Genomic DNA, 26,554 nt, shown 5'->3' on the forward strand with positions numbered 1-26,554 from the left:
ATGTCGATTGCCGCAGAACGCAAAGCGGAAGTCATCAAGACGAATGCCACCAAGGCCGGCGACACCGGCTCGCCCGAGGTTCAGGTCGCGATCCTGTCGGAACGCATCAACAACCTCACCAACCATTTCAAGACCCACGTGAAGGACAACCATTCGCGTCGCGGCCTCTTGAAGCTGGTCTCGACCCGCCGATCGCTCCTCGACTACCTCAAGAAGAAGGACGAGGCGCGGTACAAGGCGCTGCTCGAGAAGCACAACATTCGTCGTTAAGAGTTCCTGCGCGCGCCACTGGCGCGCGTTTTCGCGCGTGGTTTCGAACGAAAGCGCTTCCTTAAAGGTTTTTGATCGAGGCTGCGTGCGCGTCGGATGCGAGCCGTTGACGGCGAACATCCGGGGCATGATGAGCGAAGACCAAGGTTCGGTGTTCGCGTTCGTGCCGACTGACAGTCCAGCAGCAATCCGGCGGCTGGGCACAACGGGCAAGGCGCCCGTATGACCCGAAAGGATGGACGCCATCCGACATCCAAAAACCATGGCAGGATCGCAGGACGCTGATCACCCGCTCCGATCAGCGCCCCGCAATCTTGCGCATGGTTTTTGTTTTTCGAAGCGTGTCCCTTCTTTCGAGAACCCATGAAAGAAGACCTCTATGTTCAATAAGCATTCAGTCGAGATCGACTGGGGCGGACGCCCTCTCAAGCTCGAAACCGGCAAGATCGCCCGTCAGGCCGACGGCGCCGTCATCGCCACCTATGGTGAGACCGTGGTGCTTGCCACCGTCGTCGCGGCGAAGGCGCCGCGCGAAGGCGTCGACTTCCTGCCGCTGACCGTCGATTACCAGGAAAAGACCTACGCTGCGGGGCGCATTCCCGGCGGCTATTTCAAGCGCGAGGGACGTCCGACCGAGAAGGAGACGCTGGTCTCCCGCCTGATCGACCGTCCGATCCGCCCGCTGTTCGTCGACGGTTGGCGCAACGAGACCCAGGTGATCGTCACCGTGCTCTCGCACGACATGGAAAACGATCCCGATATCGTGGCGATGGTCGCGGCCTCCGCTGCGCTGACGTTGTCCGGCGCGCCCTTCAAGGGCCCGATCGGCGCGGCGCGTGTCGGCTTTGCCAATGACGAATTCGTCCTCAACCCGACGCTCGACGAGATGGTCGACACCCAGCTCGACCTCGTCGTCGCCGGCACCGCCGACGCCGTGCTGATGGTGGAATCGGAAGCCAAGGAGCTCAACGAAGACGTGATGCTCGGCGCCGTGATGTTCGGTCACCGCCACTTCCAGCCGGTCATCAACGCGATCATCGAGCTCGCCGAGAAGGCCGCCAAGGAGCCGCGCGAAGTCACCGCGATCGACAATTCGGCGCTCGAAAAGGAAATGCTTGGCTTGATCGAGCAGGAGCTGCGCGCTGCCTATGCAATTCCGATCAAGCAGGAGCGTTATGCCGCGGTCGGCGTCGCCAAGGAAAAGGTGATGGCCCACTACTTCCCGGAAGGGCAGGAGCCGAAATACGACAAGCTCCGTGTCGCCGGCGTGTTCAAGGAGCTCGAGGCCAAGATCGTTCGCTGGAACATCCTCGACACCGGCAAGCGTATCGATGGCCGCGACGTCAAGACGGTGCGCAACATCGTCGCCGAAGTCGGCGTGCTGCCCCGCGCCCACGGCTCGGCGCTGTTCACCCGCGGCGAGACCCAGGCGATGGTCGTGACCACGCTCGGCACCGGTGAGGACGAGCAGTACATCGACGCGCTGTCGGGGACGTACAAGGAAACGTTCCTGCTGCACTACAACTTCCCGCCCTACTCGGTCGGTGAGACCGGCCGCCTCGGCGGCACCAAGCGCCGCGAGATCGGCCACGGCAAGCTCGCCTGGCGCGCGATCCACCCGGTGCTGCCGCCGCATCACGAGTTCCCCTACACCACGCGCGTTGTGTCGGAGATCACCGAGTCCAACGGCTCCTCCTCGATGGCTTCGGTCTGCGGCGCCTCGCTGGCGCTGATGGATGCCGGCGTGCCGTTGAAGCGGCCGACCGCGGGCATCGCGATGGGCCTAATCCTCGAGGACAAGCGCTTTGCGGTTCTCTCGGACATCCTCGGTGACGAGGACCATCTCGGCGACATGGACTTCAAGGTCGCCGGTACCGAACAGGGCATCACCTCGCTCCAGATGGACATCAAGATCGAGGGCATCACCGAAGAGATCATGCGCGTCGCCCTTGGCCAGGCCAAGGAAGGCCGCATCCACATCCTCGGCGAGATGGCCAAGGCCCTGACCGCGGCCCGCGCCGAGCTCGGCGAATACGCGCCGCGCATCGAGACCTTCAAGATCCCGACCGACAAGATCCGCGAAGTGATCGGCACCGGCGGCAAGGTGATCCGCGAGATCGTCGAGAAGACCGGCGCCAAGGTCAACATCGAGGACGACGGCACCGTGAAGGTCGCCTCCAGCGACGGCGAGGCGATGAAGGCCGCGATCAAGTGGATCAAGTCGATCGCGTCGGAGCCGGAAGTCGGCCAGATCTATGACGGCACCGTCGTCAAGGTGATGGAGTTCGGCGCCTTCGTGAACTTCTTCGGTTCCAAGGACGGCCTCGTCCACATCAGCCAGCTCGCGGCCAGCCGCGTGCAGAAGACCTCCGACGTCGTCAAGGAAGGCGACAAGGTCAAGGTCAAGCTGCTCGGCTTCGACGACCGCGGCAAGACCCGCCTGTCGATGAAGGTGGTCGACCAGACCACCGGCGAAGACCTCGAAGCCAAGGAGAAGGCCGCCGAGGGCGACAAGGCCCCGCGCGAAGCAGCCGGCGAGTAAGTTCTCGCTACACGGTCAAAAACACGAAGGGCGGCCGAGAGGCCGCCCTTTTTGTTTTATTGCTTCGATAGATCAGCGCGCTGCTCTTCACCTCTCCCCAATGGGGAGAGGTCGATTTGCGAAGCAAATCGGGTGAGGGGGTTTGGTCCCACGAGGAGCGTAACCCCTCACCCGGCGCTTCGCGCCGACCTCTCCCTATGGGAGAGGTGAACCAGCCTCACGCCGCGATGTCGTAGCGGTCGAGGTTCATCACCTTGGTCCAGGCCTTGGCGAAGTCCTTGACGAACTTCTCCTTGGAGTCCGAGGTGGCATAGACCTCGGCGAAGGCGCGGAGCTGCGAGTGCGAGCCGAAGATCAGGTCGGAACGCGTGCCGGTCCACTTCACCGCGTTGGTCTTGCGGTCGCGGGCCTCATAGGTGCCGTCGGCAACCGGCGCCCATTGCGTGCTCATGTCGAGCAAGTTGACGAAGAAGTCGTTGCTCAGCGTGCCCACCTTCGCGGTGAGGACGCCGTGCTTCGAACCGTTCGCATTGGCGCCGAGCACACGCAGGCCGCCGACCAGCACGGTCAGCTCGGGCCCGGTGAGCTTCAACAGCTGCGCGCGATCGACGAGCGCCTCTTCAGGCATCATGAACTGATGCTTCTTGCCGGTGTAGTTGCGGAAACCATCGGCCCGCGGCTCCAGCGGCGCGAAGGAGGCCGCATCCGTCTGCTCCTGCGAGGCGTCCATGCGGCCCGGCGTGAAGGCGACCTTGACGTCGACGCCGGCATCCTTGGCGGCCTTCTCGACCGCGGCGGTGCCGCCGAGGACGATCAGGTCCGCAAGCGAGACCTTCTTCGCGCCTGAGGACGCGTTGAAGTCCTTCTGGATCGCTTCGAGCTTGCCGAGGACCTTGGCGAGCTGAGCCGGCTGATTCACCTCCCAGTCCTTCTGCGGCGCGAGGCGAATGCGGGCGCCGTTGGCGCCGCCACGCTTGTCCGAGCCGCGGAACGTCGAAGCCGACGCCCACGCGGTCGAAACCAGCTCGGACACCGACAGACCCGAGGCCAGGATCTTGGTCTTCAGCGAAGCAATATCCTGCTCGCCGACCAGCTCGTGATTCACGGTCGGAATCGGATCCTGCCAGATCAGCGTCTCCTTCGGCACCAGCGGTCCGAGATAGCGCTGGATCGGGCCCATATCGCGATGGGTGAGCTTGAACCAGGCGCGGGCGAAGGCGTCCGCAAACTGATCGGGATGCTCGAGGAAGCGCCGCGAGATCTTCTCATAGGCCGGATCGAAGCGGAGCGAGAGGTCCGTCGTCAGCATGGTCGGCACATGCTTCTTGGACTTGTCGAAGGCATCGGGAATGACGGCCTCGGTGTTCTTGGCCTTCCACTGCTGCGCACCCGACGGCGCCTTTGTCAGCTCCCATTCGTACTTGAACAGGTTCTCGAAGAAGTAGTTGCTCCACTTGGTGGGCGTCTGCGACCAGGTGACTTCCGGGCCACCGGTGATCGCATCGGCGCCGACGCCGGTGCCGTGCTTGCTTTTCCAGCCGAGGCCCTGATCTTCCAGTGCGCCCGCTTCCGGTTCCGGACCGACCAGCGACGGATCGCCCGCTCCGTGGGCCTTGCCGAACGTGTGACCGCCGGCGATCAGTGCGACGGTTTCCTCGTCGTTCATCGCCATGCGGAAGAAGGTCTCGCGGATGTCCTTGGCCGCCGCGATCGGATCCGGCTTGCCGTTCGGGCCTTCCGGATTGACGTAGATGAGGCCCATCTGCACCGCGCCGAGCGGCTCGGCGAGTTGACGCTCGCCGCTGTAGCGCTCATCGCCCAGCCAGGTGCCTTCCGGACCCCAATAGAGCTCTTCCGGCTCCCAGACATCGGCGCGGCCACCCGCAAAACCAAACGTCTTGAAGCCCATCGATTCCAGCGCGACGTTGCCGGCCAGCACCATCAAATCGGCCCAGGAGATCTTGCGGCCGTATTTCTGCTTGATCGGCCAGAGCAGGCGGCGTGCCTTGTCGAGGTTGGCGTTGTCGGGCCAGCTGTTGAGCGGCGCGAAGCGCTGCTGACCGGCGCCGGCGCCACCGCGGCCATCGGTGATGCGGTAAGTGCCCGCGCTGTGCCAGGCCATGCGGATCATCAGGCCGCCGTAATGACCGAAGTCGGCCGGCCACCATTCCTGCGAATCCGTCATCAGGGCGGTCAGGTCCTTGACGACCGCGTTCAGGTCGAGCGACTTGAACTCCTTGGCATAGTCGAATTCTTTGCCCATCGGATCGGACAGGTCGGAATTCTTGTGCAGCATCTCGATGCTGAGCTGGGTTGGCCACCAGTCGCGGTTCACGCGCGTGGGTTTTCCGCCCGTAAACGGGCACTTCGAAGTGTCATCCATGATTACCTCCTCTGGTGGCGTCCGACGGCGCCTTTGACCAGGTAGAACCACTCTAAGCGTCGCCTCCCATCAGGTGAAGTTGACTTTAATGATCGCTGCGATAGGATTTTCTGATGATAAACCTGACGCTGCGGCAGCTCCGCTATTTCGATGCGCTGGCGCGCCACGGCCATTTCGGCCGCGCAGCCGAGGCCTGCTCGATCTCGCAGCCGGCCTTGTCGATGCAGATCAAGGAGTTGGAAGAGACCCTCGGCGGCCTGCTGCTGGAGCGCAGCGCGCGGCAGGTCGCGCTGACCCGGTTCGGCGAGGAGCTCGCGCAACGCGTCCGCGACATCTTGCGCTCGGTCGATGAGCTCGGCGATTTCGCCCGGGCATCACGGGACCGCTTCGCCGGCCGCCTGCGCATTGGCATGATCCCGACCATCGCGCCCTATCTCTTGCCCAAGATCACCAAGAACCTGACGCGCATGCATCCGGAGCTCGACATCCGCGTGCGCGAGACCATGACGCCGCGACTGATCCAGGAGCTGGTCGAGGGCCGGCTCGACACCGCCATCGTCGCGCTGCCGGTGTCCGAGCCCTCGCTCACCGAGGTCGCGCTGTTCGACGAGAAATTCCTGCTGGTGCGGCCGGGCGCGGACGAGGGAACCCCGGTGCCGTCGCGCGAGATGATGCGCGAGATGCGGCTGTTGCTGCTCGAGGAGGGGCACTGCTTCCGCGATCAGGCGCTGTCCTTCTGCAACATGCAATCGGCGCCGCCGCGCGAGATGCTGGATGCGAATTCCCTCTCGACGTTGGTCCAGATGGTCAGTGCCGGCATCGGCGTCACTTTGATCCCGGAGATGGCGGTGCCGGTGGAGACGCGATCGGCCTCGGTCTCACTGGCGCGCTTCCGTGACCCCCAACCCTCGCGCACCATCGGCATGGTCTGGCGCAAGACCAATCCGCTGGCGCGACAGCTGCTGCAGATCTCCGAGGTGGTGTGCCTGTCGGCCGGCAAGGCGCGCCCGCGTCAGGCTGCGCGCAGTCAGCGGGCTTGAGCGCCGGATGTCGCATCCGATCATCCGCCCTGCGCGCGCCGACGAACATGACGAGGTCGGCCGCGTCTGGATGGAGAGCTGGGTCTCGACCGGCCTCGCCGAGGCCAGCGACTTCCTGCTGGCTAATCTGCGCGCGCGCGTCCGGCGCGAGATCGAGACCGGCTGGAGCCTGTTCGTCGCCGACGACAACGGCACGATCGCCGCGATGCTGGCGCTGCATCTGCCGAAGCGCTATCTCGACATGCTTTTCGTCGCGCCCGCCTATCAGAGCCAATCGCTCGGCCGGCAATTGCTCGCCTTCACACGCACGCAACTGCCTGACGAGATGTACCTGCGCTGCGTGCGCGAGAACGAGAAGGCCTGGCGCTGGTACGAGCGCGAGGGCTTCGTGTTCGAGAAGGAAGAGATCGAGCCGTCGAACGGGTTCGTGATGAAGTATTATCGGTGGAAGAACAAGGGAAACGCGCCATGATCAAGCTCTATTGGTCGCCCCGCTCGCGCTCGTTCACGACGCTCTGGCTGATGGAGGAGAGCGGCCTTCCCTATGAGCGCGTGCTGACCGACATCTCGACCGGCGCGCAAAAGGCGCCGGACTATTTGAAGATCAATCCGATGGGCAAGGTGCCGGCGCTGACCGACGGCGACGCCGCACTCGGCGAGGCCGCCGCGATCTGCGCCTACATTGGCGATCGCTATCCCGGGACCAAGCTCGCTCCCGCTGTGACCGATCCGCGCCGCGCGCGCTATCTGCAATGGCTGTTCTTCTCGCCGGGCTGCATCGAGCCCGCCATCATCCAGATCTACACCAAGATCGAGATTCCGACCTCGACCGCGGCCTGGGGCAGCGCGACGCAGGTCTTCGACGTGTTGGAAGCCGCACTCGCGAAGGGACCGTGGATTCTCGGCGAGGAGTTCTCAGCCGCCGACATCACGATCGGCTCCGGCCTGAATTTCGCGGTGCGGCTGTTCAAGATGGTGCCGTCGCGCCCGGCGTTCGATGCCTATCTCGCGCGCTGCATGGCGCGGCCGGCATTCCAGCGCGCCGAGAAGATCGCGGCGGGGTAAATGAGCTCTCGTAGGGTGGGCAAAGCGTAAGCGTGCCCACCCTCTGTTTCGAATTGTCGAAAGATGGTGGGCACGTCGCTTGCGCTCCTTTGCCCACCCTACAGAATCTCAGCTATTCCGTCTTCAGTTCGTCAGGTCTCGGCATCAGGATGATGTTGTAGCCGGAATCGACGTAGTGGATCTCGCCGGTCACGCCGCCGGAGAGATCCGACAACAGATACAGCGCCGAGCCGCCGAGCTCGTCGAGCGTGACGCCGCGGCGCAGCGGCGCATGCTTCTGTTGGAACGCGAACATCGCCCGCGCCTCGCCGATGCCGGAGCCGGCGAGCGTGCGGATGGGGCCTGCGGAGATCGCGTTGACGCGGATGCCGCGCGGCCCGAAATCGGCGGCGAGATAGCGCACCGAGGCTTCCAGCGCCGCCTTGGCCACGCCCATCACGTTGTAATTCGGCATCGCGCGCTCCGAGGCGCCGAAGGTCAGCGTGATCATGCTGCCGCCCTCTGTCATCAGCTCGGCGGCGCGTTTTGCGACCTCCGTGAAGGAGAAGCAGGAGATCACCATGGTGCGCGAGAAATTCTCGCGGCTGGTGTCGGCGTAGCGGCCTTTCAGCTCGTTCTTGTCGGCGAAGCCGATCGCGTGGATCACGAAGTCGAGCTGGCCCCACTTGTCGCGGAGCGCAGCGAAAGTCGCATCGACACTGGCGATGTCCTCGACGTCGCACGGCAGCACCAGATCGACGCCGAGCTGCTCGGCCAGCGGCTTGACGCGCTTGCCGAGGGCCTCGCCCTGGAAGGTGAAGGCGAGCTCGGCACCGTGGGTATGCAATGTCTTCGCCATGCCCCAGGCGATCGAATGATCATTGGCGATGCCCATGATCAGACCGCGCTTGCCTTTCATCAATCCTTCCATCTCACGATCACCTTCCGCTTTCGTCATGCCCGGGCTTGTCCCGGGCATCCACGCCCTTCGAAACCTGAGGCCAAGACGTGGATGGCCGGGACAAGCCCGGCCATGACGAGAAAATCAACGGTGCGCCAACAACGCCGTCACGCATCCAGCCGGCTGAACACCAGCGTGGCGTTGGTGCCGCCGAAGCCGAAGGAGTTCGACAGCACGGTGCCGATTTTGACGTTGTCGATGCGCTTGCGCACGATCGGCATGTCCGCGAATACGGGATCGAGCTCCTGGATGTGCGCGCTCTCGCAGATGAAGCCGTTGTTCATCATCAGCAGCGAATAGATCGCCTCCTGCACGCCGGTGGCGCCCAGCGAGTGGCCGGTCAGCGCCTTGGTCGCCGAGATCGGCGGACACTTCTCGCCAACGCCGAAAACTCTGCGGATCGCATCGATCTCCGGCGGGTCGCCCGCGGGCGTCGAGGTCGCGTGCGGATTGATGTAGTCGACTTTGGTCTTCACCGTCGACATCGCCATGCGCATGCAGCGCTCGGCGCCTTCGCCCGACGGTGCGACCATGTCGTAACCGTCCGAGGTCGCGCCATAACCGACGATCTCGCCATAGATGCGCGCGCCGCGCGCCTTGGCATGCTCGAGCTCTTCCAGCACCAGCACGCCGGCGCCGCCGGCGATGACGAAGCCGTCGCGATTGACGTCGTAGGGACGCGAGGCCGTGGCGGGCGTGTCGTTGTATTTCGAGGACATCGCGCCCATGGCGTCGAACAGCACCGACAGCGACCAGTCCAGCTCTTCGCAGCCGCCGGCGAAGATGACGTCCTGCTTGCCGATCTGGATCGTCTCATAGGCGTTGCCGACACAATGGTTCGACGTCGCACAGGCCGAGGAGATCGAATAGTTCACGCCCTTGATCTTGAACCAGGTCGCAAGCGTCGCGGAGGCCGTGGACGACATCGCCTTCGGCACGGCAAACGGTCCGACGCGCTTCGGTCCCTTGCTGCGGGTGATGTCGGCGGATTCGACGATGGTGCGCGCCGAGGGGCCGCCGGAGCCCATGATGATGCCGGTGCGGATGTTGGAGACTTCGTCAGGCGACAGACCGGAATCCTGAATCGCCTGCTCCATCGCGACGTGATTCCACGCCGCGCCCTGACCGAGGAAACGCATGGCACGGCGGTCGACCACCGTCGCAGGATCGAGCGTCGGCTCGCCTTGCACCTGCGAACGGAAGCCGAGCTCGGCATATTTCTCAGCCCGCGAAATGCCCGACTTCGCCTCGTGCAGGCTCGCAAGCACTTCCTGGGTGTTGTTTCCGATCGACGAGACAATGCCCATCCCGGTGACCACAACCCGCCTCATGACAGCCTCGCCTAAATCGTTGCCTTCTTGGTGATGCGCTCAGCCCAGGCTCGTGCCCTGCTTGAACAGGCCGACCTTCAGGTCCTTGGCGCGATAAATAATCTGGTCATCGACCGAAAGCCACCCGTCGGCGATACCGAGCACGAGCTTTGAACGCATCACGCGTTTGATATCGACGTTGTACACAACCTTGCGGGCCTCGGGCAGCACCTGGCCGCCGAACTTCAGCTCGCTGAGGCCGAGCGCGCGGCCGCGACCTTCGCCGCCGATCCAGCCGAGATAGAAGCCGACCATCTGCCACAGCGCATCGAGGCCGAGGCAGCCGGGCATCACCGGATCGTTCTTGAAGTGGCAGCCGAAGAACCAGAGGTCGGGTTTCACGTCGAGCTCGGCGCGCACCAGGCCCTTGCCAAACTCACCGCCATTGTCGCTAATTTCCGTGATGCGGTCGAACATGAGCATCGGCGGCAGCGGCAACTGGGCATTGCCCGGGCCGAACATCTCGCCGCGGGCACACGCCAGCAGATCTTCGTATTCGTAACCGTTGCGCCTGTTCAGCATGCACGAGCCTCTGTTCTAATCCCGATTGAGCGACGTTTTTTGGCGAAAATGGGCCCCGTCTCGGTCGGAGAGCAACGCCAATTGCCATCGTGAGGCGCACCTCCCGCAAGCCCCGATGGGACTGCGGACGGGCCGCCATGCCTGGCTGCGCCAAAATCGGCTAAGCGGAACCGCGCGCTCTCTAACACAGGCATTTCGGGTCGCAAAGCGCGTCCATGAAGGTAAAATGACCGCTCCCCTCGCCCGGTTCCAAGCCTGATTAGAACCTCTCTAGTTGCGAGAAACTTGCATCTGCATCTTTCTGTTCTTATATTGCAGGGAGATATTGTTCACGCGTGCCCGAAATCTGGAAATGAGCGAGAATACCGCGCCCCATCACGACGACGACGTCCATTCCGCGGCCCTCTTGTCCGGCCGCCAGCCGGCTCTGACCGGCTGCCCGTGGCACGACGTCAACGAAATGCTCCAGTCCGCGGGGCTCCGCCCGACGCGTCAGCGCATGGCGCTGGGCTGGCTCCTGTTCGGCAAGGGTGCGCGCCACCTCACGGCTGAAATGCTCTATGAGGAAGCGACCCTGGCCAAGGTTCCGGTGTCGCTGGCGACCGTCTACAACACGCTGAACCAGCTCACCGATGCCGGCCTGCTGCGCCAGGTCAGCGTCGACGGCACCAAGACCTATTTCGACACCAACGTCACCACCCACCACCACTACTACCTCGAGAACAGCCATGAGCTGGTCGATATCGAGGATCCGCATCTGGCGCTGTCCAAGATGCCTGAAGTACCCGAGGGTTACGAGATCTCGCGCATCGACATGGTCGTGCGCCTGCGCAAGAAGCGCTGAGAACGCGCTCCAGTGTCGTCCCGGCCTAGCGCGCAATTGCGCACGGGGGGCCGGGACCCATAACCACAAATCTGAGTTGCGTTTAAGGGGCGCCGATCGGCGTGCCTCATCGAGGAATCACGCCGTATGGGTCCCGGCATTCGCCGGGACGACGGCAAGACGTCAGTTTACCTGCTCGTCCGAGTAGACGCCCCAGAGGCGCTCCTGCTGGATCCAGCCGTCAAAGCCGTTGCCGGTGACGTGGCACCAGTTTGTGGTGCACTTCTTCACCTGCGTGACGACGCCGACCTGGAGCTTGGCTGCAACCGCGCTGTCGGGATCGGGGCGGTCGTAGATCGGCGCGAGGTCGTCCTTGTGCTTCATGGTGACGACCGCGGTACGGCGACCCGACAGCAGCGAATGATAAACCCAACCCTCGGCGCCTTCGGAATCGCGCACCCGGCGCCAGTTCTCGAATTCAGCGGTGATTTCGACCGGCAGGCCGGCGCGGGTATAGACCCAGGCCACGTCATTGTCCTTGGTCGGGCCGGCGCGGACGTTGACGTGATCCGACTTGAGGCTGACATAGCGCGGCACCGGCAGCCCGCTGGCGGTCTGGGGAGTGTTGTCCTTCGCCGAATGCGAGGGGCTGACCGAGGCGCTCAACCAGGTACAAACGAGCGCCATCACCGAACAAAAACGCCCCAACGCCATCAAACCCGTCTCCTGTCGAAGACCCGCCCGAACCGGGTCCTCACCCCAAAATCCAAAATCCTGCCACGTCAGCCCCTGTCCCGCCCCACGCGGGTGTTCCCCAAAGCCAGGTCCGCAAGCCCTAACCCGTGGTTCTTGTCTTGGCCCGGCCTTCTGCTAGAGAGGACGGACGCTTGAACAACCAGTTTGCCCCGATTTTCCGGCCGGAAATATCGGGAGAGCTTGAAGGAAACGCCGGGGACGACACGGCAAGGGCAGTGTCGAACAACCGGGTTAATGAGGCCTCAACGGCCGGCCTTTGGTGACAAAGGCGGCCCGCGACGCTTCATGAGGCAGGACATGTCGGTAAAGAAAAAGCCCCTCGTCGTGGTGACGCGCAAGCTGCCGGATTCGATCGAGACGCGGATGCGCGAGCTGTTCGACGCGCGGATCAATCTCGACGACACGCCGATGTCGGCCGAGCAGATTGCGGAAGCCGCGCGCACCGCCGACGTGCTGGTTCCGACCGTGACCGACCACATCAGTGCCGATGTCGTCAATCAGCCCGACTGCAAGCTTCGCTTGATCGCCAATTTCGGCAACGGCGTCGACAATATCGACGTCGAAGCCGCGCATGCCCGTGGCATCACCGTCACCAACACGCCAAAAGTTCTGACCGAAGATACCGCCGACATGACCATGGCGCTGATCCTCGCGGTGCCCAGGCGGATGATCGAAGGCGCCTCGATCCTGACCGAAGGAAAACCTTGGCCGGGCTGGTCGCCGACCTGGATGCTCGGACACCGCATCGGCGGCAAACGGCTCGGCATCATCGGCATGGGCCGCATCGGCCAGGCGGTGGCGCGCCGCGCCCGCGCCTTCGGCCTGCAGATCCACTATCACAACCGCCGTCCCGTCGCGCCGAAGATCGCCGAAGAGCTGGGCGCGACCTATTGGGAAAGCCTCGACCAGATGCTGGCGCGGATGGACATCATTTCGGTGAACTGTCCGCACACGCCGGCGACCTATCATTTGCTCTCGGCGCGGCGGCTGAAGCTGATTCGGAAAGACGCCTACATCGTCAACACCGCGCGCGGCGAGGTCACTGACGAGGACACGCTGATCAAGCTGATCGAAGGCGGCGAGATCGGCGGCGCCGGCCTCGACGTCTACGAGCACGAGCCCGCGGTCAATCCAAAACTGGTGCGGCTCGCCAAGGCCGGCAAGGTCACGCTGCTGCCGCACATGGGCTCGGCCACGATCGAGGGCCGTGTCGAGATGGGCGAGAAGGTGATCATCAACATCCGCACCTTCCTCGACGCCCACAAGCCGCCGGATCGCGTGCTGCCGAGCATGCTCTGATCGCGTGCGGCGATCAGGTGCGGTGGGCGCTGAGGTCGGTGACGACGGGCCCATCGCCGTTGAGCGGATTGGCCGGATCTCGCCCGTAGCGCAGCGTCTCGAAGCGCATCGCGCGTGCATCGATCATCAGGAGGCGGCCGATGAGTCCATCGCCAAAGCCGACGATCTCGCGGATCGCCTCCAGGGCCATCATCGAGCCGAGCACGCCCGCCAGCGCCCCCATGACGCCGGCCTCCGCGCAGGCCGGCACCGTGCCGGGCGGTGGCGCCTCCGGAAACAGGCAGCGATAGGTCGGATTGAATTCGCCCTGCTCGTTCTTCTCATGTGCGCGGATGGTGGTGAGCGAGCCGTCGAAAGTGCCGAGCGCCGCCGTGATCAGCGGCCGCTTTGCAAAGAAGCAGGCGTCCGAGACTAGATAGCGCGTCGAGAAATTGTCGGAGCCGTCGAGCACGAGGTCGTAATCGCCGATCAGGCTGAGCGCATTGTCGGCGTTGAGCCAGGTGGCGTGGCCGACGAAACGGACATGCGGGTTGAGCGCCGCAATCCGCTCGGCGGCGCTTTCGACCTTGTGCCGGCCGATATCGGGCGTCGTATGGATCACCTGGCGCTGCAGGTTGGACAGCGACACCACGTCGTCATCGACCACGCCGAGCGTGCCGACGCCGGCGGCGGCCAGATACATCAGAGCGGGCGCGCCGAGCCCGCCGGCACCGATCACCAGCACGGAGGCCCGCTTCAGCGCAGCCTGGCCGGGACCGCCGACATCGCGCAGCACGATATGGCGGGCATAGCGTTCGAGTTCATCCGGGCTCAGCATCGTCGTATGTTCCTCTCGACCCTCATAATGAGGAGGCGCAAAGCGCCGTCTCGAACCATGAAAGGCCCCGATCTCGCCCGTGGCCATCCTTCGAGGCGCGGCCTTGAGGCCGCTCCTCAAGATGAGGACTTGAGTTCGTGGCCTCTATCGCCACCTGAACCACCGCATCATTGGTCGCGACCAAGGAGATGTGCTTCAATGACATGGCGTTCAATGGGCTGGCTGGATTTGTCATGAGATCGATGCTTGCGGCAACACTGATGTTTGCGGCTGCCACAGGCGCGAACGCCCAGATGACGGCGCCTCAGGTCTCCGGCACCAAGCCGAAGACGGTCCAGACCGTGCCGATCCAGCCTCCGGCGATGCAGACGCCGTCGGCCACAGCGGATGCCATGGCAAGAGCTGAGCGGCTGGCGCTCCAGTCCGACCTCGCCTGGGTCGGCCAGTACAACGGCGCCATCACCGGCGACGTCAGTGAGCGCATGGTCAACGCCATCAAGGAGTACCAGAAGGCCAAGGGCAGCAAGCCGACCGGCGTGCTCAATCCGCAGGAGCGCGCCGCGCTCGCCGAGACGGCACGAAAGAAACAGGAGAGCGTCGGCTGGAAGATCGTGACGGAGCCGACCAGCGGCGCCCGGCTCGGCATCCCCGGCAAGCTGGTGCCACAGCAGGCGAGCGACGCCAACGGCTCGAAATGGACTTCGCCGACCGGCACGGTTCAGGTGCTGCTCAGCCGCCGCAAAGAGGCGAACCCGACCTCGGCGAAACTCGCCGACTTGGAGAAGGAGCCGTCCGGGCGCAAGGTCGATTACACCGTGGTGAAGCCCGACTTCTTCGTGCTGTCGGGGTTGCAGGGCCTGAAGAAGTTTTATGTCCGCGGCACCTTCAAAGGCGACGAGGTCCGCACCATGACGATCCTCTACGACCAGGCGACCGAGAACACGGTCGAGCCGGTCGTGATCGCGATGTCGAGCGCGTTCAATGCATTTCCGTCGGGACCGCAAGCCGGGCCGCCGCCGCGCAAGACCGTCGAATACGGCACCGGCATCGTCGTCAGCGACGATGGTGCGATCGTCACCGACCGCCTCGTCACCGATGGCTGTCTCGCGATCACGATCGCGGGCTATGGCAGCGCCGACCGTCTCGCCGAGGACAAGGAGCACGATCTCGCGCTCCTGCACATCTACGGTGCGCGCGGCCTGAAGCCGCTCAGCCTCATCGGCGGTGCGGCAAAGACGAGTGTCGATGTCATCGGTATCGCCGATCCGCAGAGCCAGGGCGGTGCGGCCGGCGTGTCGAGCCTCAAGTCCGCGCTGGCGCCGGTCGCATCAAGCAGTTCCGCACTATCGCCGCCACCATCGGTGGGATTCTCCGGCAGCCCGGCCATTGACGCCGACGGCAAGTTCGCCGGCATTGCGCTGCTGAAGCCGGCGATGGTCGCGGGCCCCGCGACATCAATGTCGGCGTCACAGGCGGTGATGGTCGCCGCGGAGACGGTGCGCGATTTCCTCAAGGCGAACGCCGTCATCGCAAACGGCACATCGACCGATGCAAGGGCGGCCGTCGTGCGCGTGATCTGCGTGCGCAAATAAGTCTCGTGTCCCGGACGCGCTGCAACGCCCCAGCGTTGCTGCGCAGAGCCGGGACCCAGGCCACTACAAATCCTGTGCAAGAGTTTCTGGGCCCCGGCTCAGCAGCGCATCACTGCGTGCTGCGCTGCGTCCGGGGCACGAGATCAATCGGCACGCATCCTACGTACGACTACGGGTCCGGTAATGGTACGGATTCGCTGGCATTCGCTATTCCGCCATCATCGTTGCCATTGATTCGGACCTCCGCGATCCCCTTTGGATCGGGCCGGCACGTCCTGAGCGAGAAGAGCTCAGCATCGAGATCGATGCACGTTCGCGTGGCGTATTCCTGACCCAAGCATTCCAAAGGATTGATCTTCAATGCACACGATCGTACTGGCCACCCAAAAGGGTGGCAGCGGCAAGAGCACGCTTGCCATCGGCCTCGCGCTCGCAGCTCAGCAAGCCGGCTTCACCGTCCGCCTGATCGAGACCGACCCGCAGGGCACCCTGTCCAGCTGGCAGCGCCGCCGCACCACCGAGGATCTCGTCGTCGAGCCGATCTATCACGCCGCCGACATCGCGCCGCGCCTGCAAATGCTGGCCGACAGCGGCCTCCAGCTCGCGATCGTCGACACCGCAGCCGGTCTCAGCGCCGCCACCACGGCTGCGATCCGCCATTCCGATCTCTGCCTGATCCCGGCCCGCCCGAGCGTCGCCGACATCGAGGCGACCGCTTCGACGCTCAGCGTCGCGCGCGCCTGGAAGCGCCCCTTTGCCTTCGTGCTGAACCAGACGCCGATCCGCGGCCAGCGCATCGACAATGCCGCCAACACCCTGGCCGAGGAAGCCGCGCTCGATCTTGCCGAGGTGCTCGCGCGTCCGCTGATCGTGATGCGCAACGATCACCAGGACTCACTCGCGAACGGTCTCGCGGTCAGCGAATTCGCGCCGAACGGCAAATCGGCAGACGAGATCCGCGGCCTCTGGCAGTGGATCGAGACCCGGCTCGAACTCTCCGCCACGAGCCATCTGCTGGCCAGCCAGATGATAACGGCTGCGGACGGCATGCTGCATGTCAGCGCCGAGCTTTCGGCGGACGAGACCAAGATACTGGCGTCGTGAGCGGGCGATCGCTCGGACGGCAGCGGGCTCTTCACTATCCGGTTGAAGAGCCCAAGCGACGAAGCAATCCGGCCACCAGCCCGGCCGGGTTGCTTCGCTTCTCTTTTGGGGGAGAGGCTCGACCTACCCGTCATTGCGAGCGAAGCGAAGCAATCCAGAGTACCTCCGCGGTGACAGTCTGGATTGCTTCGTCGCAAGAGCTCCTCGCAATGACGGAGTGCGGTAGGCATATCGGCTAGCAGAAACTCACCTTCTGTCGGCCGCTCGCCTGATCCTCACTTCTGACATTTCGGACACCAGAAGGTCGACCGGCCGTTCTGCGTAAACCGCTTGATGGTGCCGCCGCAGCCCGGCGTCGTGCATTTCTCGCCCTCGCGGTCATAGACCCTAAACGAGTGCTGGAAATAGCCGAGCTCGCCCGAGGTCTGACGGTGATCGCGCAGTGACGATCCGCCGGCCTTGATGGCATCGTTCAGCACGGTGTGGATCGCGCCGACCAATCGCTTGGCATGGTCCGTCGGCTCGCCCCCGGCAACGCCCTTGCGTTGTCCGGCCTTGGTCGACAACGTCGCGGCGATCCGGCGCGGCGACAGATGCGAGCGGTGCAGCGCTTCACAGACATAGATGTTGCCGAGCCCCGCCACCACGCGCTGGTCGAGCAGCGCCGCCTTCAGGCTGGTGGTTTTGCCGGCACAGGACCGCGCCAGCATCGCGGCGTCGAACTCGTTGCCGAGCGGCTCGGGACCGAGCCCGCGCAGCAGCGGCTCTTCATCAAGCGCAGCGCGCGCAATCACTTTCATGTAACCGAAGCGGCGCGGGTCGTTGAAGACGATGTCGGCGCCGGAGGACATCCGAAACAGCACGTGGTCGTGCGCTGAGTCCTTGCCGCGGGGATAGTGAAACGCGCCGGGCGCGGCATCGTTGTCCGGCTTGATGACGCGGAACGAGCCCGACATGCCCAGATGCATCAGGAGCACGTCGCCGGAGGCGAGATCGGCCATGAGATATTTCGCGCGGCGGCCGAGCCCGGTGACGACCTGCCCCTTGAGCCGCGCCACGAAGTCCGGCTGGAACGGAAAGCGCAAATCCGGCCGCCGGGCCTCCGCGTTGAGGATTTTCGCCCCCTCCATGACGGGCTGAAGGCCGCGGCGGACAGTCTCGACTTCGGGCAATTCAGGCATGGTCGGGCATTCACCTTATGAGGGCGGTGTGATAGCGCCATTGCGGCGGGCGCGCTATGGTCCGCCTCGTGGAGTAGAGTAATGGATCGGCCGGGCGAAACCACGCATTTTGGCTTCAGGGACGTCCCCTTAGGGGACAAGCAGACGCTGGTGAACGATGTGTTTCACAGCGTGGCCTCGCGCTATGATCTGATGAACGACCTGATGTCCGGTGGCCTGCACCGGGTCTGGAAGGACATCATGATCAATGCGCTCGACCCGCCGAGGAGCGACCGGCCGTTCGCGCTGCTCGACGTCGCCGGCGGCACCGGCGACATCTCGTTCCGCGCCGCCAAGGCGGCAGGCTCCGGCTTCCATGCCACCGTCTGCGACATCAACACCGACATGCTCGCCGTGGGCCGCGAGCGCGCCATGAAGCAGCATCTCGAGACCCGGGTTGATTTCGTCGAGGGCAATGCCGAGACGCTCGCCTTCGCCGATCGCAGCTTCGATGCCTATACGATCGCTTTCGGCATCCGCAACGTGCCGCAGATCGACCTTGCGCTACGCGAGGCCTATCGTGTGCTCAAGCCCGGCAGCCGCTTCCTGTGCCTGGAATTCTCGACCGTCGAGATGCCGGGCCTTGATCGCCTTTACGACCTGTTCTCGTTCAAGGTGATCCCGCCGCTTGGCCGCATGGTCACGGGCGACGCCGAGTCCTACCAGTACCTGGTCGAATCGATCCGCAAGTTTCCAAAGCCAGGCGTCTTCGCCGACATGATCCGCGACGCAGGCTTTTCCCGCGTCAGCTTGCAGACACTCAGCGGCGGCATCGTCGCACTGCATTCAGGCTGGCGTTTGTGATCTCTGCCATTAGCCACATTGCGCGCCTGATCCGCGCCGCGTTCGTGTTCGCGCGCGAAGGCGTGTTCGGCTCGGTCGATCGGAGCCTGGTGCCGCCGCCGGGACAGCTCGCACTGAAGCTGGCGCGGCTCGTCGAGCGGCGCGGCGTCAAGCACGGTCCGCGGATATCGCGCGCCCTCACCCGAATGGGCCCGGCCTATCTCAAGCTCGGGCAGTTCCTGGCAACGCGCCCCGACGTCGTCGGCGTCATCATGGCGCGCGACCTCGAAAGCCTCCAGGACCGCCTGCCGCCGTTTTCGCAAGCCGAAGCGGAGGCGGCGATCACGACGTCGCTGGAACGGCCGCTGACGGATGTGTTTGCGAGCTTCGGCCCCCCAGTCGCGGCCGCCTCGATTGCGCAGGTGCATCGCGGCGAGGTCATGCGCGACGGCATCCGCAAGCCGGTCGCGATCAAGGTGCTCCGGCCCAACGTCGCCGCACGTTTCCGCCGCGACCTCTCCGACTTTTTCTTCGTCGCGCACAAGGCCGAAGCCTATTCTTCCGAGGCACGGCGCCTGCGCCTCATCGAAGTCATCAACACCATGTCGCGCTCGGTCGCGATGGAGATGGATCTGCGGCTGGAGGCCGCGGCGCTGTCGGAGATGGCGGAGAACACGCGCGACGACCCTGATTTCCGCGTGCCGATCGTCGACTGGGATCGCACCACGCACAACGTGCTGACGATGGAGTGGATCGACGGCATCGCGCTGAACGATCACAAGCGCCTTGCAGAGGCGCAGGTCGACCTGCCCGATCTCGGCCGCAAGGTGATCCAGAGCTTTTTGCGGCACGCGCTGCGCGACGGCTTCTTCCACGCCGACATGCATCCGGGCAATCTGTTCCTGGATGATACCGGCCGTCTCGTGGCGGTCGATTTCGGCATCATGGGCCGGCTCGGGATGAAGGAGCGGCGCTTCCTCGCCGAGATCCTGCTCGGCTTCATCACCCGCGACTACCGCCGCGTCGCCGAGGTGCATTTCGAGGCGGGCTATGTGCCCGCGCATCATTCGGTCGAGAATTTCGCTCAAGCGATCCGCGCCATCGGCGAGCCGATCCACAACCGCACCGCCGAGGAGATCTCGATGGCGCGGCTGTTGACGCTGCTGCTCGAGGTCACCGGCCTGTTCGACATGAGGACGCGGCCCGAGCTGATCCTGCTGCAAAAGACCATGGTCGTAGTCGAGGGCGTGGCGCGCGGCTTCGATCCCAAGCTCGACATCTGGAAGGTCGCGGACCCCGTGGTGCGCGAATGGATCGAGCGCAATCTCGGGCCGATCGGCCGGGTCCAGGGCGCGCTGGCGGGGACCGGAGACATCGCGCGCGTGCTGATGCGCCTGCCGGAGATCGCCGAGCGGTCGGTCAAGGTGCTGGAGCAGCTCGAGACCATGACGCGGGAGGGCATAGGGCTGTCGCCGGAGAGCATCGCCGCGATGGGCCGCAGCGAGGGCCGCAAGAACCGCGGGCGCACCGTGGCGCTCTGGATCATCGCCGCGACCTTCATCGGCATTCTGATCGCCGTCCGGAATCTATGATTGCACTGCAATCACAAGGATGATAGCATCGCTATCATTCCGTGCTGGAGGGCGTCATGGCAAGCCTGACCATCCGCAAGCTCGACGACGCCGTCAAAACCTACCTGCGGCTGCGCTCGGCCAAGAACCACAGGTCGGTCGAGGAAGAGGTCCGGGTCATCCTGCGAGAGCTGATCGAGGGCCGCGAGGAGCCGCTGACGCCGTTTGCGGTGCCGCCTGCGGCACCCTCAGCCCCGACACCCCAACGTATCAGCGCCGCTGCCGAGGCCAGCGTCACCCTGATCATCGGCGGCGGCATCGCTGCCTATAAATCGCTCGACCTGATCCGAAGGCTCAAGGAACGGCGCGTCGAGGTCCGCTGCGTGTTGACCAAGGCAGCGCAGCAATTCGTCACGCCGCTGGCGGTGAGCGCACTGTCGCATGAGCGCGTCTACACCGACCTGTTCGACCCCCAGAGCGAGTTCGACGCCGGCCACATTCGCCTCGCGCGCGACTGCGACCTGATCGTGGTGGCGCCGGCGACCGCCGACCTCCTGGCCAAGATGGCGAACGGCCATGCCGACGATCTCGCCAGCGCGATCCTGCTCGCGACCAGTCGCAAGGTGCTGCTGGCGCCGGCGATGAATCCGCTGATGTGGAACAACGCGGCGACGCGCCGCAACGTTGCGCAGCTCCAGCGCGACGGCGTGGTGTTGGTCGGGCCCAATTCCGGCGAGATGGCCGAGGCCGGGGAGGCCGGAACCGGCCGCATGTCGGAGGCGATCGAGATCGCCAATGCCGCCGAGCGGCTGCTGCGACCGCCCGTGCCGCGCCCGCTCGCCGGTAAACGCGTGCTGATCACCGCAGGACCCACGCACGAGCCGATCGATCCGGTGCGCTACATCGCCAATCGCTCTTCCGGCAAGCAGGGCTTTGCCATTGCCGCCGCCGCCCAGGCCGCCGGCGCCGAGGTGATTTTGGTGAGCGGCCCGGTCGATCTCAGCGATCCCCAGGGCGTCACGGTGAAGCATGTGGAATCGGCGCGGCAGATGCTGGAGCAGGTACAGGCCGCGCTCCCCGCCGACATCGCCATCTTCGCCGCCGCCGTCGCCGACTGGCGCGTCGCCAATGAAGGCGAGCAGAAGCTGAAGAAGACCTCGGCCGGCATGCCACCGCTTCAATTGGTCGAGAACCCCGACATCCTCGCCACCATCTCCAAGCTGACCGACAAGCGCCCGCCGCTGGTGATCGGCTTTGCCGCCGAGACCGAGCACCTCATCGACAACGCCAAGTCAAAACTCGCGCGCAAGGGCTGCGACTGGATCGTCGCCAACGACGTCTCGCCGGCCACCGGCGTGATGGGCGGCGACCGCAACACCGTGCACCTGATCAGCCGCAAGAATGGTGAGAAGAATGGCGAGATCGCAGTTGATTCCTGGCCGGTGATGACCAAGGAACAGGTCGCCATCGAACTGGTCGCGCATGTCGCAAGGAGCGTGGCCGACAAATCCCGGGAGCCGGCATCTTGAGCACCAAAGTCACGGTCGAACTGCAACGTCTCGCCCACGCCGAAGGCCTGCCGCTGCCCACCTATCAGACCGCCGAAGCCGCCGGGCTCGATCTGATGGCTGCGGTTCCGGACAGCGAGCCGTTGACGCTTGCGCCCGGCCAATACGCGCTGGTGCCGACGGGCCTCGCAATCGCATTGCCGCCGGGCCATGAGGCCCAGGTGCGGCCGCGCTCAGGGCCTGCCGCCAAGCACGGCGTCACCGTGCTGAACTCGCCGGGCACGATCGACGCGGACTATCGCGGCGAGATCAAGGTGATCCTGATCAATCACGGCGCGGCGCCCTTCGTGATCAAGCGCGGCGAGCGCATCGCGCAGATGGTGATCGCGCCCGTGGTGCAGGCCGCGCTGGTTCCCGTGGCCACCTTGTCGACAACCGATCGCGGCGCCGGCGGTTTTGGTTCCACCGGCCGCTAGTTCTTCACCTCTCCCGCTTGCGGGAGAGGTCGCGGAGCGAAGCGACGCGGGTGAGGGCTCTTGCCTCTGGGGGATTATCTCGTTGCGGAGAAACCCTCTCCCCAGCCCTCCCCCGCAAGCGGGGGAGGGGGTGGACCTGCATCGCGGCACGCAGATCCCCACGACACGCTAACGCGCGACAGCTCCAGCCGAATCACCCGAAGAACTACGTGCGTTGGAACATCGCGCCCGGCATTTTTGGGGGGCCGCCTTTGCGTTCACGATCTGGACTCTTACCGCCGGAGTCGCGGTGAGGGTATTGTCTTTTGATTCGCGCGCGACGGGGGTCGCCGCGCGCAAATCCGTGCGATCTTGGGGCAACTATGTCAGGCGTGATCGTGTCGATGCGTCGGACGCTGCTGTCGTGCACATCGTTGGCGCGCAACGGCTTGTTGGGGAGCGCTTTCGCGGCGCTGCTGCCGGCTGCGCCGGCTGAGGCCGCCGACCTCGTCGACACTCTCTCCATCATGCTGGATTTCAACCGGCAGGAACTTGCGGTGCTCGCCACCGCGCTGGCCCTGCTCGGCTTCTCTGTGGTGGCGGCGATCCTGTTGATGCGCACGCGCGTGCGCACGGCGGATAACGAGGCGCGGCTGCGCGCCCGGATCGGGGAACTGCAACTCCAGGCCGATCGCTTCGGCGCGCTGCTGTTCGCCGAGCCGCAGGTTCTGATCTCCTGGCCGGCCGGCGACAACCGCGCGCAGATCTCCGGCGACATCTCGATGGTGCTGCCGCGCGATTCTTCGCCGCAGCGCGTGCTCGCATTCGGAACCTGGCTGCCGCCGGAACCCGCGCTGCAGATGGATCACGCCGTCGATGCGCTGCGCCAGCACGGCGACGGGTTCCAACTGACGCTGACCACCGCGCACGGCCATACGCTGGAAGCCATCGGCCGCGCCATCGGCGGCCAGGCCATTGTCAGGATTCGCGAACTCTCCGGGCTCCGGCGCGATCTGGCCGAGACCAATCTGCGTTACAAGGCGCTCTCCGACGAGACCGAGATGCTGCGCGGCTTCGCCGCCGCTTCCCCATGGCCGATCTGGGCCAAGGGCGAGAACGGCGCACTGACCTACGCCAACCCCGCCTATGTGCGCGCGACCGAGGCGAACAGCGTCACCGATGCCCAGGAACGCAAGCTCGAGCTGCTCGACAGCGCCGACCGCACCGCAATGGACCGGGGACTGAAGGACGCCGCCAACTTCAACTCGCGGCTGCCGATCGTGATCGGCGGCGAGCGGCGCATGTATGACGTGCGCGCGGTCAATGTCGGCAGCGGCAGCGTCGGCGTCGCCATCGATGCCAGCGAGGCAGATGCGCTGAGCTCGGCCCTCGTACGCATGGCGGAGGCGCATCGCCGTACGCTGGACCAGCTCTCCTCGGGCGTGGCCGTGTTCGACGGTCAGCGCCGGCTCGCCTTTTACAACGATTCCTATCGGCGATTGTGGGATCTCGACCGCGCCTTCCTCGACGCCAACCCTGACGATTCCAGCGTGCTCGACCAGCTCCGCGCCGCGCGCAAATTGCCGGAGCAGCCGGACTTCCGCGCCTGGAAAGCCAAGCTGCACGAGGCCTATCGCGCGGTCGAGACCGCCAAGGACACCTGGTTCCTGCCCGACGGCCGCGCGCTCTCCGTCGTCACCACGCCTAACCCGGAAGGCGGCGTCACCTATCTGTTCGACGACGTCACCGAGAGCCTCGACCTCGCCCGCCGCTTCGACGGCCTGATCCGCGTGCAGCGCGAGACGCTCGACAGCCTCGCCGAAGGCGTCGCGGTGTTCGGCAGCAATGGCAAGGCGCAGCTGTTCAACCCGGCCTTCGCCCGGATGTGGAAGCTGTCCAGCGATGCCATGCGCGACGAGCCGCATATCCAGACGGTCGAAGGCTGGTGTCATCAGCTGTTCGACGACCCTGGCGTCTGGCGCCAGATCCGCGAAGCCATCACCTCGATCGAGAACCGCGCCGACATCCCGCTCAAGCTGGAACGCAAGGACGGCAGCGTGCTTCATGGCATGATCCGCCCGCTGCCTGACGGCGCGACCATGTTGACGTTCCAGGACATTACCGACACCGAGAATGTCGAGCGCGCGCTGCGCGAGCGCAACGAGGCGCTGGAGGCCGCCGACCAGATGAAGGTGGATTTCGTCCACCACGTCTCCTACGAACTGCGCTCGCCGCTCACCACCATTATCGGATTCGCGCATTTCCTCAGCGATCCCTCGACCGGACCGCTGACGCCGAAGCAGGCCGAATATCTCGACTACGTCACCAAATCGACCAACGCGCTGCTGGCGCTGACCAACAACATCCTCGATCTCGCCACCATCGACGCCGGCGCGATGAAGCTGGAACTCGGCCCGGTCGACGTCAGCAAGACCATCGAGCTCGCCGCCGAGGGCATCCAGGACCGCCTCGCCACCGACCGCATCCGCCTCAAGGTCGAGATCGCGCCCGACATCGGCAGCTTCATCGGCGACGAGAAGCGCGTGGTGCAGGTGCTCTATAACCTCCTCGCCAACGCCGTCGGGTTTTCTCCACAGGATTCCACCGTCGGCATCAGCGCACGCCGCACCGAACGCAGCGTGGTCTTCACCGTGACAGATTCCGGGCCTGGAATACCGGCCGACATGAAGGACAAGGTGTTCAACTGGTTCGAAAGCCGCTCGCAAGGCTCGCGTCACCGCGGCGCCGGGCTCGGTCTGTCGCTGGTGCGCTCCTTCGTCGAGCTGCATGGCGGCAAGGTGCGGGTGGATTCGATCGTCGGCCGGGGCACGGTCGTGATCTGCGACTTCCCGACCGACCAGGCGGCGCATCGTGACGCCGCCGAATGACCGAACCAACCACATTCTCTGTCGCGCTCCACAACGAGACGGCCACCGCGCAATTGATGGCCGACCTTGCGCTGCTGGTCGGCCCGGGCGATGTCATCACGCTCACCGGTGATCTCGGCGCCGGCAAGACCGCGGCCGCCCGCGCCATGATCCGCTATCTCGCCGGAGACGATGCGCTGGAAGTGCCGAGCCCGACCTTCACGCTGGTGCAGGGCTACGAGCTGCCGCCGTTTCCGGTGATGCATGCCGACCTCTACCGTGTCGAGGACGAGAGCGAGCTCGAGGAGATCGGACTGTCGCCGCTCCCCGATGCAACCCTGGTTCTGATCGAATGGCCAGAGCGTGCGCCGTCGGCGATGCCGGAAGATCGCATCGACATCGCGCTGACGCACCGGCCGGCGCTGGGCTCGAATGCACGCGCGGCCGACATCACCGGTTACGGCAAGGGTGCAGCGCAAGTCGCGCGGCTGCAGGCACTGCGCGAATTCCTCGATGCATCCGGCTATATCGACGCGACGCGACGGCGCATGAATGGCGACGCCTCGACGCGCTCCTATGCGCGGCTGCTGCGCGACGACGAGATCGTCATCCTCATGAACTTTCCGCAGCGGCCCGACGGAGCGGCCCTCTACAACGGAAAGTCCTACAGCGCCGCGGTGCATCTCGCCGAGAACGTCAAGCCGTTCGTCGCCATCGACGAAGGCCTGCGCGCGCAAGGAATCTCCGCGCCCGCGATCCATCATTCCGATCTCGATCATGGCTTCCTGATCACCGAAGACTTCGGCAGCGAAGGCGTGATCGAGGGCGATCCGCCGCGCCCGATTGCCGAGCGCTACGAGGTTGCGACCGATGTGCTGGCCATACTGCACGGCAGGACGCTGCCGGAAACCTTGCCGCTGGCCGGCCAGAGCTACGACATCCCCCTCTTCGACACCGAGGCACTGCTGATCGAGATCGGGTTGATGCCGGAATGGTATCTGCCCGATCGCAACGCGCCGCTGAGCGAGGAGGCGCGCGCGGAGTTTTTCGCGATGTGGCGCGAGCTGCTGAGGAAGCCGCTGGCGGCGCCGCGGACGTGGATCATCCGCGACTATCACTCGCCGAACCTGATCTGGCTTGGCAATCGCAGCGGCATCGAACGCGTCGGCGTGATCGACTTCCAGGACACCGTGCTCGGTCCGCAATCCTACGACGTGGTGTCGCTGCTCCAGGACGCCCGCATCGACGTGCCCGAAAGCCTCGAGCTGACGCTGCTGTCGCGCTACATCAAGGCGCGCCGCGCCGCCGATGCCAGCTTCGATCCGGCCGGCTTCGCCGAGCTCTACGCCATCATGTCGGCGCAGCGGAACACCCGCCTGCTCGGCACCTTTGCCCGGCTCAACCGCCGCGACGGCAAGCCGCATTACCTGCGTCACCAGCCGCGGATCTGGACCTATCTCCAGCGCTCGCTGGCGCATCCCGCGCTCGCCCATCTGCGCGAGTGGTATCTCGCCAACGTCCCGCCGCCGCAGCCCTAATCCGGGGCCCGATTTACCGGCCGTTAGCCAAGATGTCGCTATTCTGGCGGCGAGGCAGCCGGATCGTCACGGGGCTGGAGCAAGGGCAG

Annotated in this window: 22 protein-coding genes; 15 read left to right on the forward strand and 7 right to left on the reverse strand. The window is 65.0% G+C overall.

All coding sequences use genetic code 11. The features are described 5' to 3' along the window. Nucleotides 1-270, forward strand: a complete 270-nt coding sequence (rpsO, locus tag AAE027_RS31515; RefSeq protein WP_008540131.1) for a 30S ribosomal protein S15 — start codon at nucleotides 1-3, stop codon at nucleotides 268-270. 379 nt (nucleotides 271-649) lie between these two features. Then, nucleotides 650-2,812 carry a polyribonucleotide nucleotidyltransferase gene (gene pnp / locus AAE027_RS31520; protein WP_370989817.1) on the forward strand — a complete coding sequence of 721 codons (2,163 nt, stop codon included), beginning with the start codon at nucleotides 650-652 and terminating at the stop codon, nucleotides 2,810-2,812. A gap of 217 nt (nucleotides 2,813-3,029) precedes the next feature. Here the strand turns inward: pnp and katG are convergent, their stop codons facing one another. After that, entirely contained in the window at nucleotides 3,030-5,195 is a 2,166-nt protein-coding gene (katG, locus tag AAE027_RS31525; RefSeq protein WP_370989816.1) for a catalase/peroxidase HPI, read from the reverse strand. A gap of 113 nt (nucleotides 5,196-5,308) precedes the next feature. Here katG and AAE027_RS31530 point away from each other — a divergent pair, with 113 nt between their 5' ends. The 3 genes from AAE027_RS31530 to AAE027_RS31540 are packed head-to-tail and all read left to right on the forward strand — an operon-like array spanning nucleotide 5,309 to nucleotide 7,300. Next, complete coding sequence (locus tag AAE027_RS31530; protein WP_128940689.1) at nucleotides 5,309-6,235, forward strand: hydrogen peroxide-inducible genes activator; 927 nt, start codon at nucleotides 5,309-5,311, stop codon at nucleotides 6,233-6,235. A gap of 7 nt (nucleotides 6,236-6,242) precedes the next feature. Then, complete coding sequence (locus AAE027_RS31535; RefSeq protein WP_370989815.1) at nucleotides 6,243-6,707, forward strand: GNAT family N-acetyltransferase; 465 nt, start codon at nucleotides 6,243-6,245, stop codon at nucleotides 6,705-6,707. Then, nucleotides 6,704-7,300, forward strand: coding sequence for a glutathione S-transferase family protein (locus tag AAE027_RS31540; RefSeq protein WP_370989814.1), 597 nt, complete (start codon nucleotides 6,704-6,706; stop codon nucleotides 7,298-7,300). Before AAE027_RS31535 ends, AAE027_RS31540 begins: the two co-directional genes overlap by 4 nt. 112 nt (nucleotides 7,301-7,412) lie before the next feature. On the opposite strand, the gene fabI is transcribed toward AAE027_RS31540, so the two are convergent. The 3 genes from fabI to fabA form a co-directional block, all read right to left on the reverse strand. Further along, nucleotides 7,413-8,210, reverse strand: a complete 798-nt coding sequence (gene fabI / locus AAE027_RS31545; RefSeq protein WP_370989856.1) for an enoyl-ACP reductase FabI — start codon at nucleotides 8,208-8,210, stop codon at nucleotides 7,413-7,415. A 137-nt stretch (nucleotides 8,211-8,347) separates the two neighbouring features. Beyond that, nucleotides 8,348-9,571: a beta-ketoacyl-ACP synthase I gene (gene fabB / locus AAE027_RS31550; protein ID WP_128940693.1), complete on the reverse strand. Its 1,224-nt coding sequence runs from the start codon at nucleotides 9,569-9,571 to the stop codon at nucleotides 8,348-8,350. Between the two features lie 39 nt (nucleotides 9,572-9,610). Beyond that, nucleotides 9,611-10,132 carry a 3-hydroxyacyl-[acyl-carrier-protein] dehydratase FabA gene (gene fabA / locus AAE027_RS31555; protein ID WP_091882246.1) on the reverse strand — a complete coding sequence of 174 codons (522 nt, stop codon included), beginning with the start codon at nucleotides 10,130-10,132 and terminating at the stop codon, nucleotides 9,611-9,613. Nucleotides 10,133-10,484: 352 nt separating this feature from the next. On the opposite strand from fabA, the gene irrA reads away from it, so the two are divergent. Next, the gene (gene irrA / locus AAE027_RS31560; protein WP_091882249.1) at nucleotides 10,485-10,976 is read left to right on the forward strand and encodes an iron response transcriptional regulator IrrA; all 492 of its coding nucleotides are present in this window, start codon (nucleotides 10,485-10,487) and stop codon (nucleotides 10,974-10,976) included. A gap of 162 nt (nucleotides 10,977-11,138) precedes the next feature. On the opposite strand, the gene AAE027_RS31565 is transcribed toward irrA, so the two are convergent. Continuing rightward, nucleotides 11,139-11,669: an SH3 domain-containing protein gene (locus AAE027_RS31565; RefSeq protein ID WP_370989813.1), complete on the reverse strand. Its 531-nt coding sequence runs from the start codon at nucleotides 11,667-11,669 to the stop codon at nucleotides 11,139-11,141. Nucleotides 11,670-12,008: 339 nt separating this feature from the next. Here AAE027_RS31565 and AAE027_RS31570 point away from each other — a divergent pair, with 339 nt between their 5' ends. After that, nucleotides 12,009-13,010 carry a 2-hydroxyacid dehydrogenase gene (locus AAE027_RS31570; protein WP_270164177.1) on the forward strand — a complete coding sequence of 334 codons (1,002 nt, stop codon included), beginning with the start codon at nucleotides 12,009-12,011 and terminating at the stop codon, nucleotides 13,008-13,010. 13 nt (nucleotides 13,011-13,023) lie between these two features. Here AAE027_RS31570 and AAE027_RS31575 read toward each other — a convergent pair whose 3' ends face one another. After that, nucleotides 13,024-13,827, reverse strand: a complete 804-nt coding sequence (locus tag AAE027_RS31575; protein WP_091882261.1) for a HesA/MoeB/ThiF family protein — start codon at nucleotides 13,825-13,827, stop codon at nucleotides 13,024-13,026. Nucleotides 13,828-14,060: 233 nt separating this feature from the next. Between AAE027_RS31575 and AAE027_RS31580 the strand changes: the two genes are divergently transcribed. After that, nucleotides 14,061-15,419 (forward strand): serine protease, encoded by a 1,359-nt coding sequence (locus AAE027_RS31580; RefSeq protein ID WP_370989812.1) that lies wholly within the window; start codon nucleotides 14,061-14,063, stop codon nucleotides 15,417-15,419. Nucleotides 15,420-15,779: 360 nt separating this feature from the next. Beyond that, nucleotides 15,780-16,523 carry a nucleotide-binding protein gene (locus AAE027_RS31585; protein ID WP_370989811.1) on the forward strand — a complete coding sequence of 248 codons (744 nt, stop codon included), beginning with the start codon at nucleotides 15,780-15,782 and terminating at the stop codon, nucleotides 16,521-16,523. A gap of 275 nt (nucleotides 16,524-16,798) precedes the next feature. Here AAE027_RS31585 and mutM read toward each other — a convergent pair whose 3' ends face one another. Then, nucleotides 16,799-17,704: a bifunctional DNA-formamidopyrimidine glycosylase/DNA-(apurinic or apyrimidinic site) lyase gene (mutM, locus tag AAE027_RS31590; RefSeq protein WP_370989810.1), complete on the reverse strand. Its 906-nt coding sequence runs from the start codon at nucleotides 17,702-17,704 to the stop codon at nucleotides 16,799-16,801. Between the two features lie 81 nt (nucleotides 17,705-17,785). On the opposite strand from mutM, the gene ubiE reads away from it, so the two are divergent. The 6 genes from ubiE to tsaE all read left to right on the forward strand — a co-directional run bounded on the left by ubiE (nucleotide 17,786) and on the right by tsaE (nucleotide 26,465). After that, nucleotides 17,786-18,547, forward strand: a complete 762-nt coding sequence (gene ubiE, locus AAE027_RS31595; RefSeq protein WP_370989809.1) for a bifunctional demethylmenaquinone methyltransferase/2-methoxy-6-polyprenyl-1,4-benzoquinol methylase UbiE — start codon at nucleotides 17,786-17,788, stop codon at nucleotides 18,545-18,547. Next, nucleotides 18,544-20,118 (forward strand): 2-polyprenylphenol 6-hydroxylase, encoded by a 1,575-nt coding sequence (gene ubiB, locus AAE027_RS31600; protein WP_370989808.1) that lies wholly within the window; start codon nucleotides 18,544-18,546, stop codon nucleotides 20,116-20,118. Before ubiE ends, ubiB begins: the two co-directional genes overlap by 4 nt. Nucleotides 20,119-20,174: 56 nt before the next feature. Further along, entirely contained in the window at nucleotides 20,175-21,626 is a 1,452-nt protein-coding gene (gene coaBC, locus AAE027_RS31605) for a bifunctional phosphopantothenoylcysteine decarboxylase/phosphopantothenate--cysteine ligase CoaBC (protein WP_370989807.1), read from the forward strand. After that, the gene (gene dut, locus AAE027_RS31610; protein WP_370989806.1) at nucleotides 21,623-22,081 is read left to right on the forward strand and encodes a dUTP diphosphatase; all 459 of its coding nucleotides are present in this window, start codon (nucleotides 21,623-21,625) and stop codon (nucleotides 22,079-22,081) included. The genes coaBC and dut overlap by 4 nt, the downstream gene beginning before the upstream one ends. Before the next feature lie 362 nt (nucleotides 22,082-22,443). Next, nucleotides 22,444-24,948 carry a sensor histidine kinase gene (locus AAE027_RS31615; RefSeq protein WP_370989805.1) on the forward strand — a complete coding sequence of 835 codons (2,505 nt, stop codon included), beginning with the start codon at nucleotides 22,444-22,446 and terminating at the stop codon, nucleotides 24,946-24,948. Further along, the gene (gene tsaE, locus AAE027_RS31620; RefSeq protein WP_370989804.1) at nucleotides 24,945-26,465 is read left to right on the forward strand and encodes a tRNA (adenosine(37)-N6)-threonylcarbamoyltransferase complex ATPase subunit type 1 TsaE; all 1,521 of its coding nucleotides are present in this window, start codon (nucleotides 24,945-24,947) and stop codon (nucleotides 26,463-26,465) included. The genes AAE027_RS31615 and tsaE overlap by 4 nt, the downstream gene beginning before the upstream one ends. The last annotated feature ends 89 nt before the right edge of the window (nucleotides 26,466-26,554 follow it).

It is taken from the genome of Bradyrhizobium sp. DN3, assembly GCF_041357655.1.
Classification (GTDB): domain Bacteria; phylum Pseudomonadota; class Alphaproteobacteria; order Rhizobiales; family Xanthobacteraceae; genus Bradyrhizobium.

Bases quoted from the DNA above. Each gene is read 5' to 3' on its own strand.
- rpsO (WP_008540131.1), top strand. From the start codon at position 1: ATGTCGATTGCCGCAGAACGCAAAGCGGAAGTCATCAAGACGAATGCC.
- pnp (WP_370989817.1), top strand. From the start codon at position 650: ATGTTCAATAAGCATTCAGTCGAGATCGACTGGGGCGGACGCCCTCTC.
- katG (WP_370989816.1), bottom strand. From the start codon at position 5,195: ATGGATGACACTTCGAAGTGCCCGTTTACGGGCGGAAAACCCACGCGC.
- AAE027_RS31530 (WP_128940689.1), top strand. From the start codon at position 5,309: ATGATAAACCTGACGCTGCGGCAGCTCCGCTATTTCGATGCGCTGGCG.
- AAE027_RS31535 (WP_370989815.1), top strand. From the start codon at position 6,243: ATGTCGCATCCGATCATCCGCCCTGCGCGCGCCGACGAACATGACGAG.
- AAE027_RS31540 (WP_370989814.1), top strand. From the start codon at position 6,704: ATGATCAAGCTCTATTGGTCGCCCCGCTCGCGCTCGTTCACGACGCTC.
- fabI (WP_370989856.1), bottom strand. From the start codon at position 8,210: ATGGAAGGATTGATGAAAGGCAAGCGCGGTCTGATCATGGGCATCGCC.
- fabB (WP_128940693.1), bottom strand. From the start codon at position 9,571: ATGAGGCGGGTTGTGGTCACCGGGATGGGCATTGTCTCGTCGATCGGA.
- fabA (WP_091882246.1), bottom strand. From the start codon at position 10,132: ATGCTGAACAGGCGCAACGGTTACGAATACGAAGATCTGCTGGCGTGT.
- irrA (WP_091882249.1), top strand. From the start codon at position 10,485: ATGAGCGAGAATACCGCGCCCCATCACGACGACGACGTCCATTCCGCG.
- AAE027_RS31565 (WP_370989813.1), bottom strand. From the start codon at position 11,669: ATGGCGTTGGGGCGTTTTTGTTCGGTGATGGCGCTCGTTTGTACCTGG.
- AAE027_RS31570 (WP_270164177.1), top strand. From the start codon at position 12,009: ATGTCGGTAAAGAAAAAGCCCCTCGTCGTGGTGACGCGCAAGCTGCCG.
- AAE027_RS31575 (WP_091882261.1), bottom strand. From the start codon at position 13,827: ATGCTGAGCCCGGATGAACTCGAACGCTATGCCCGCCATATCGTGCTG.
- AAE027_RS31580 (WP_370989812.1), top strand. From the start codon at position 14,061: ATGAGATCGATGCTTGCGGCAACACTGATGTTTGCGGCTGCCACAGGC.
- AAE027_RS31585 (WP_370989811.1), top strand. From the start codon at position 15,780: ATGCACACGATCGTACTGGCCACCCAAAAGGGTGGCAGCGGCAAGAGC.
- mutM (WP_370989810.1), bottom strand. From the start codon at position 17,704: ATGCCTGAATTGCCCGAAGTCGAGACTGTCCGCCGCGGCCTTCAGCCC.
- ubiE (WP_370989809.1), top strand. From the start codon at position 17,786: ATGGATCGGCCGGGCGAAACCACGCATTTTGGCTTCAGGGACGTCCCC.
- coaBC (WP_370989807.1), top strand. From the start codon at position 20,175: ATGGCAAGCCTGACCATCCGCAAGCTCGACGACGCCGTCAAAACCTAC.
- AAE027_RS31615 (WP_370989805.1), top strand. From the start codon at position 22,444: ATGTCAGGCGTGATCGTGTCGATGCGTCGGACGCTGCTGTCGTGCACA.
- tsaE (WP_370989804.1), top strand. From the start codon at position 24,945: ATGACCGAACCAACCACATTCTCTGTCGCGCTCCACAACGAGACGGCC.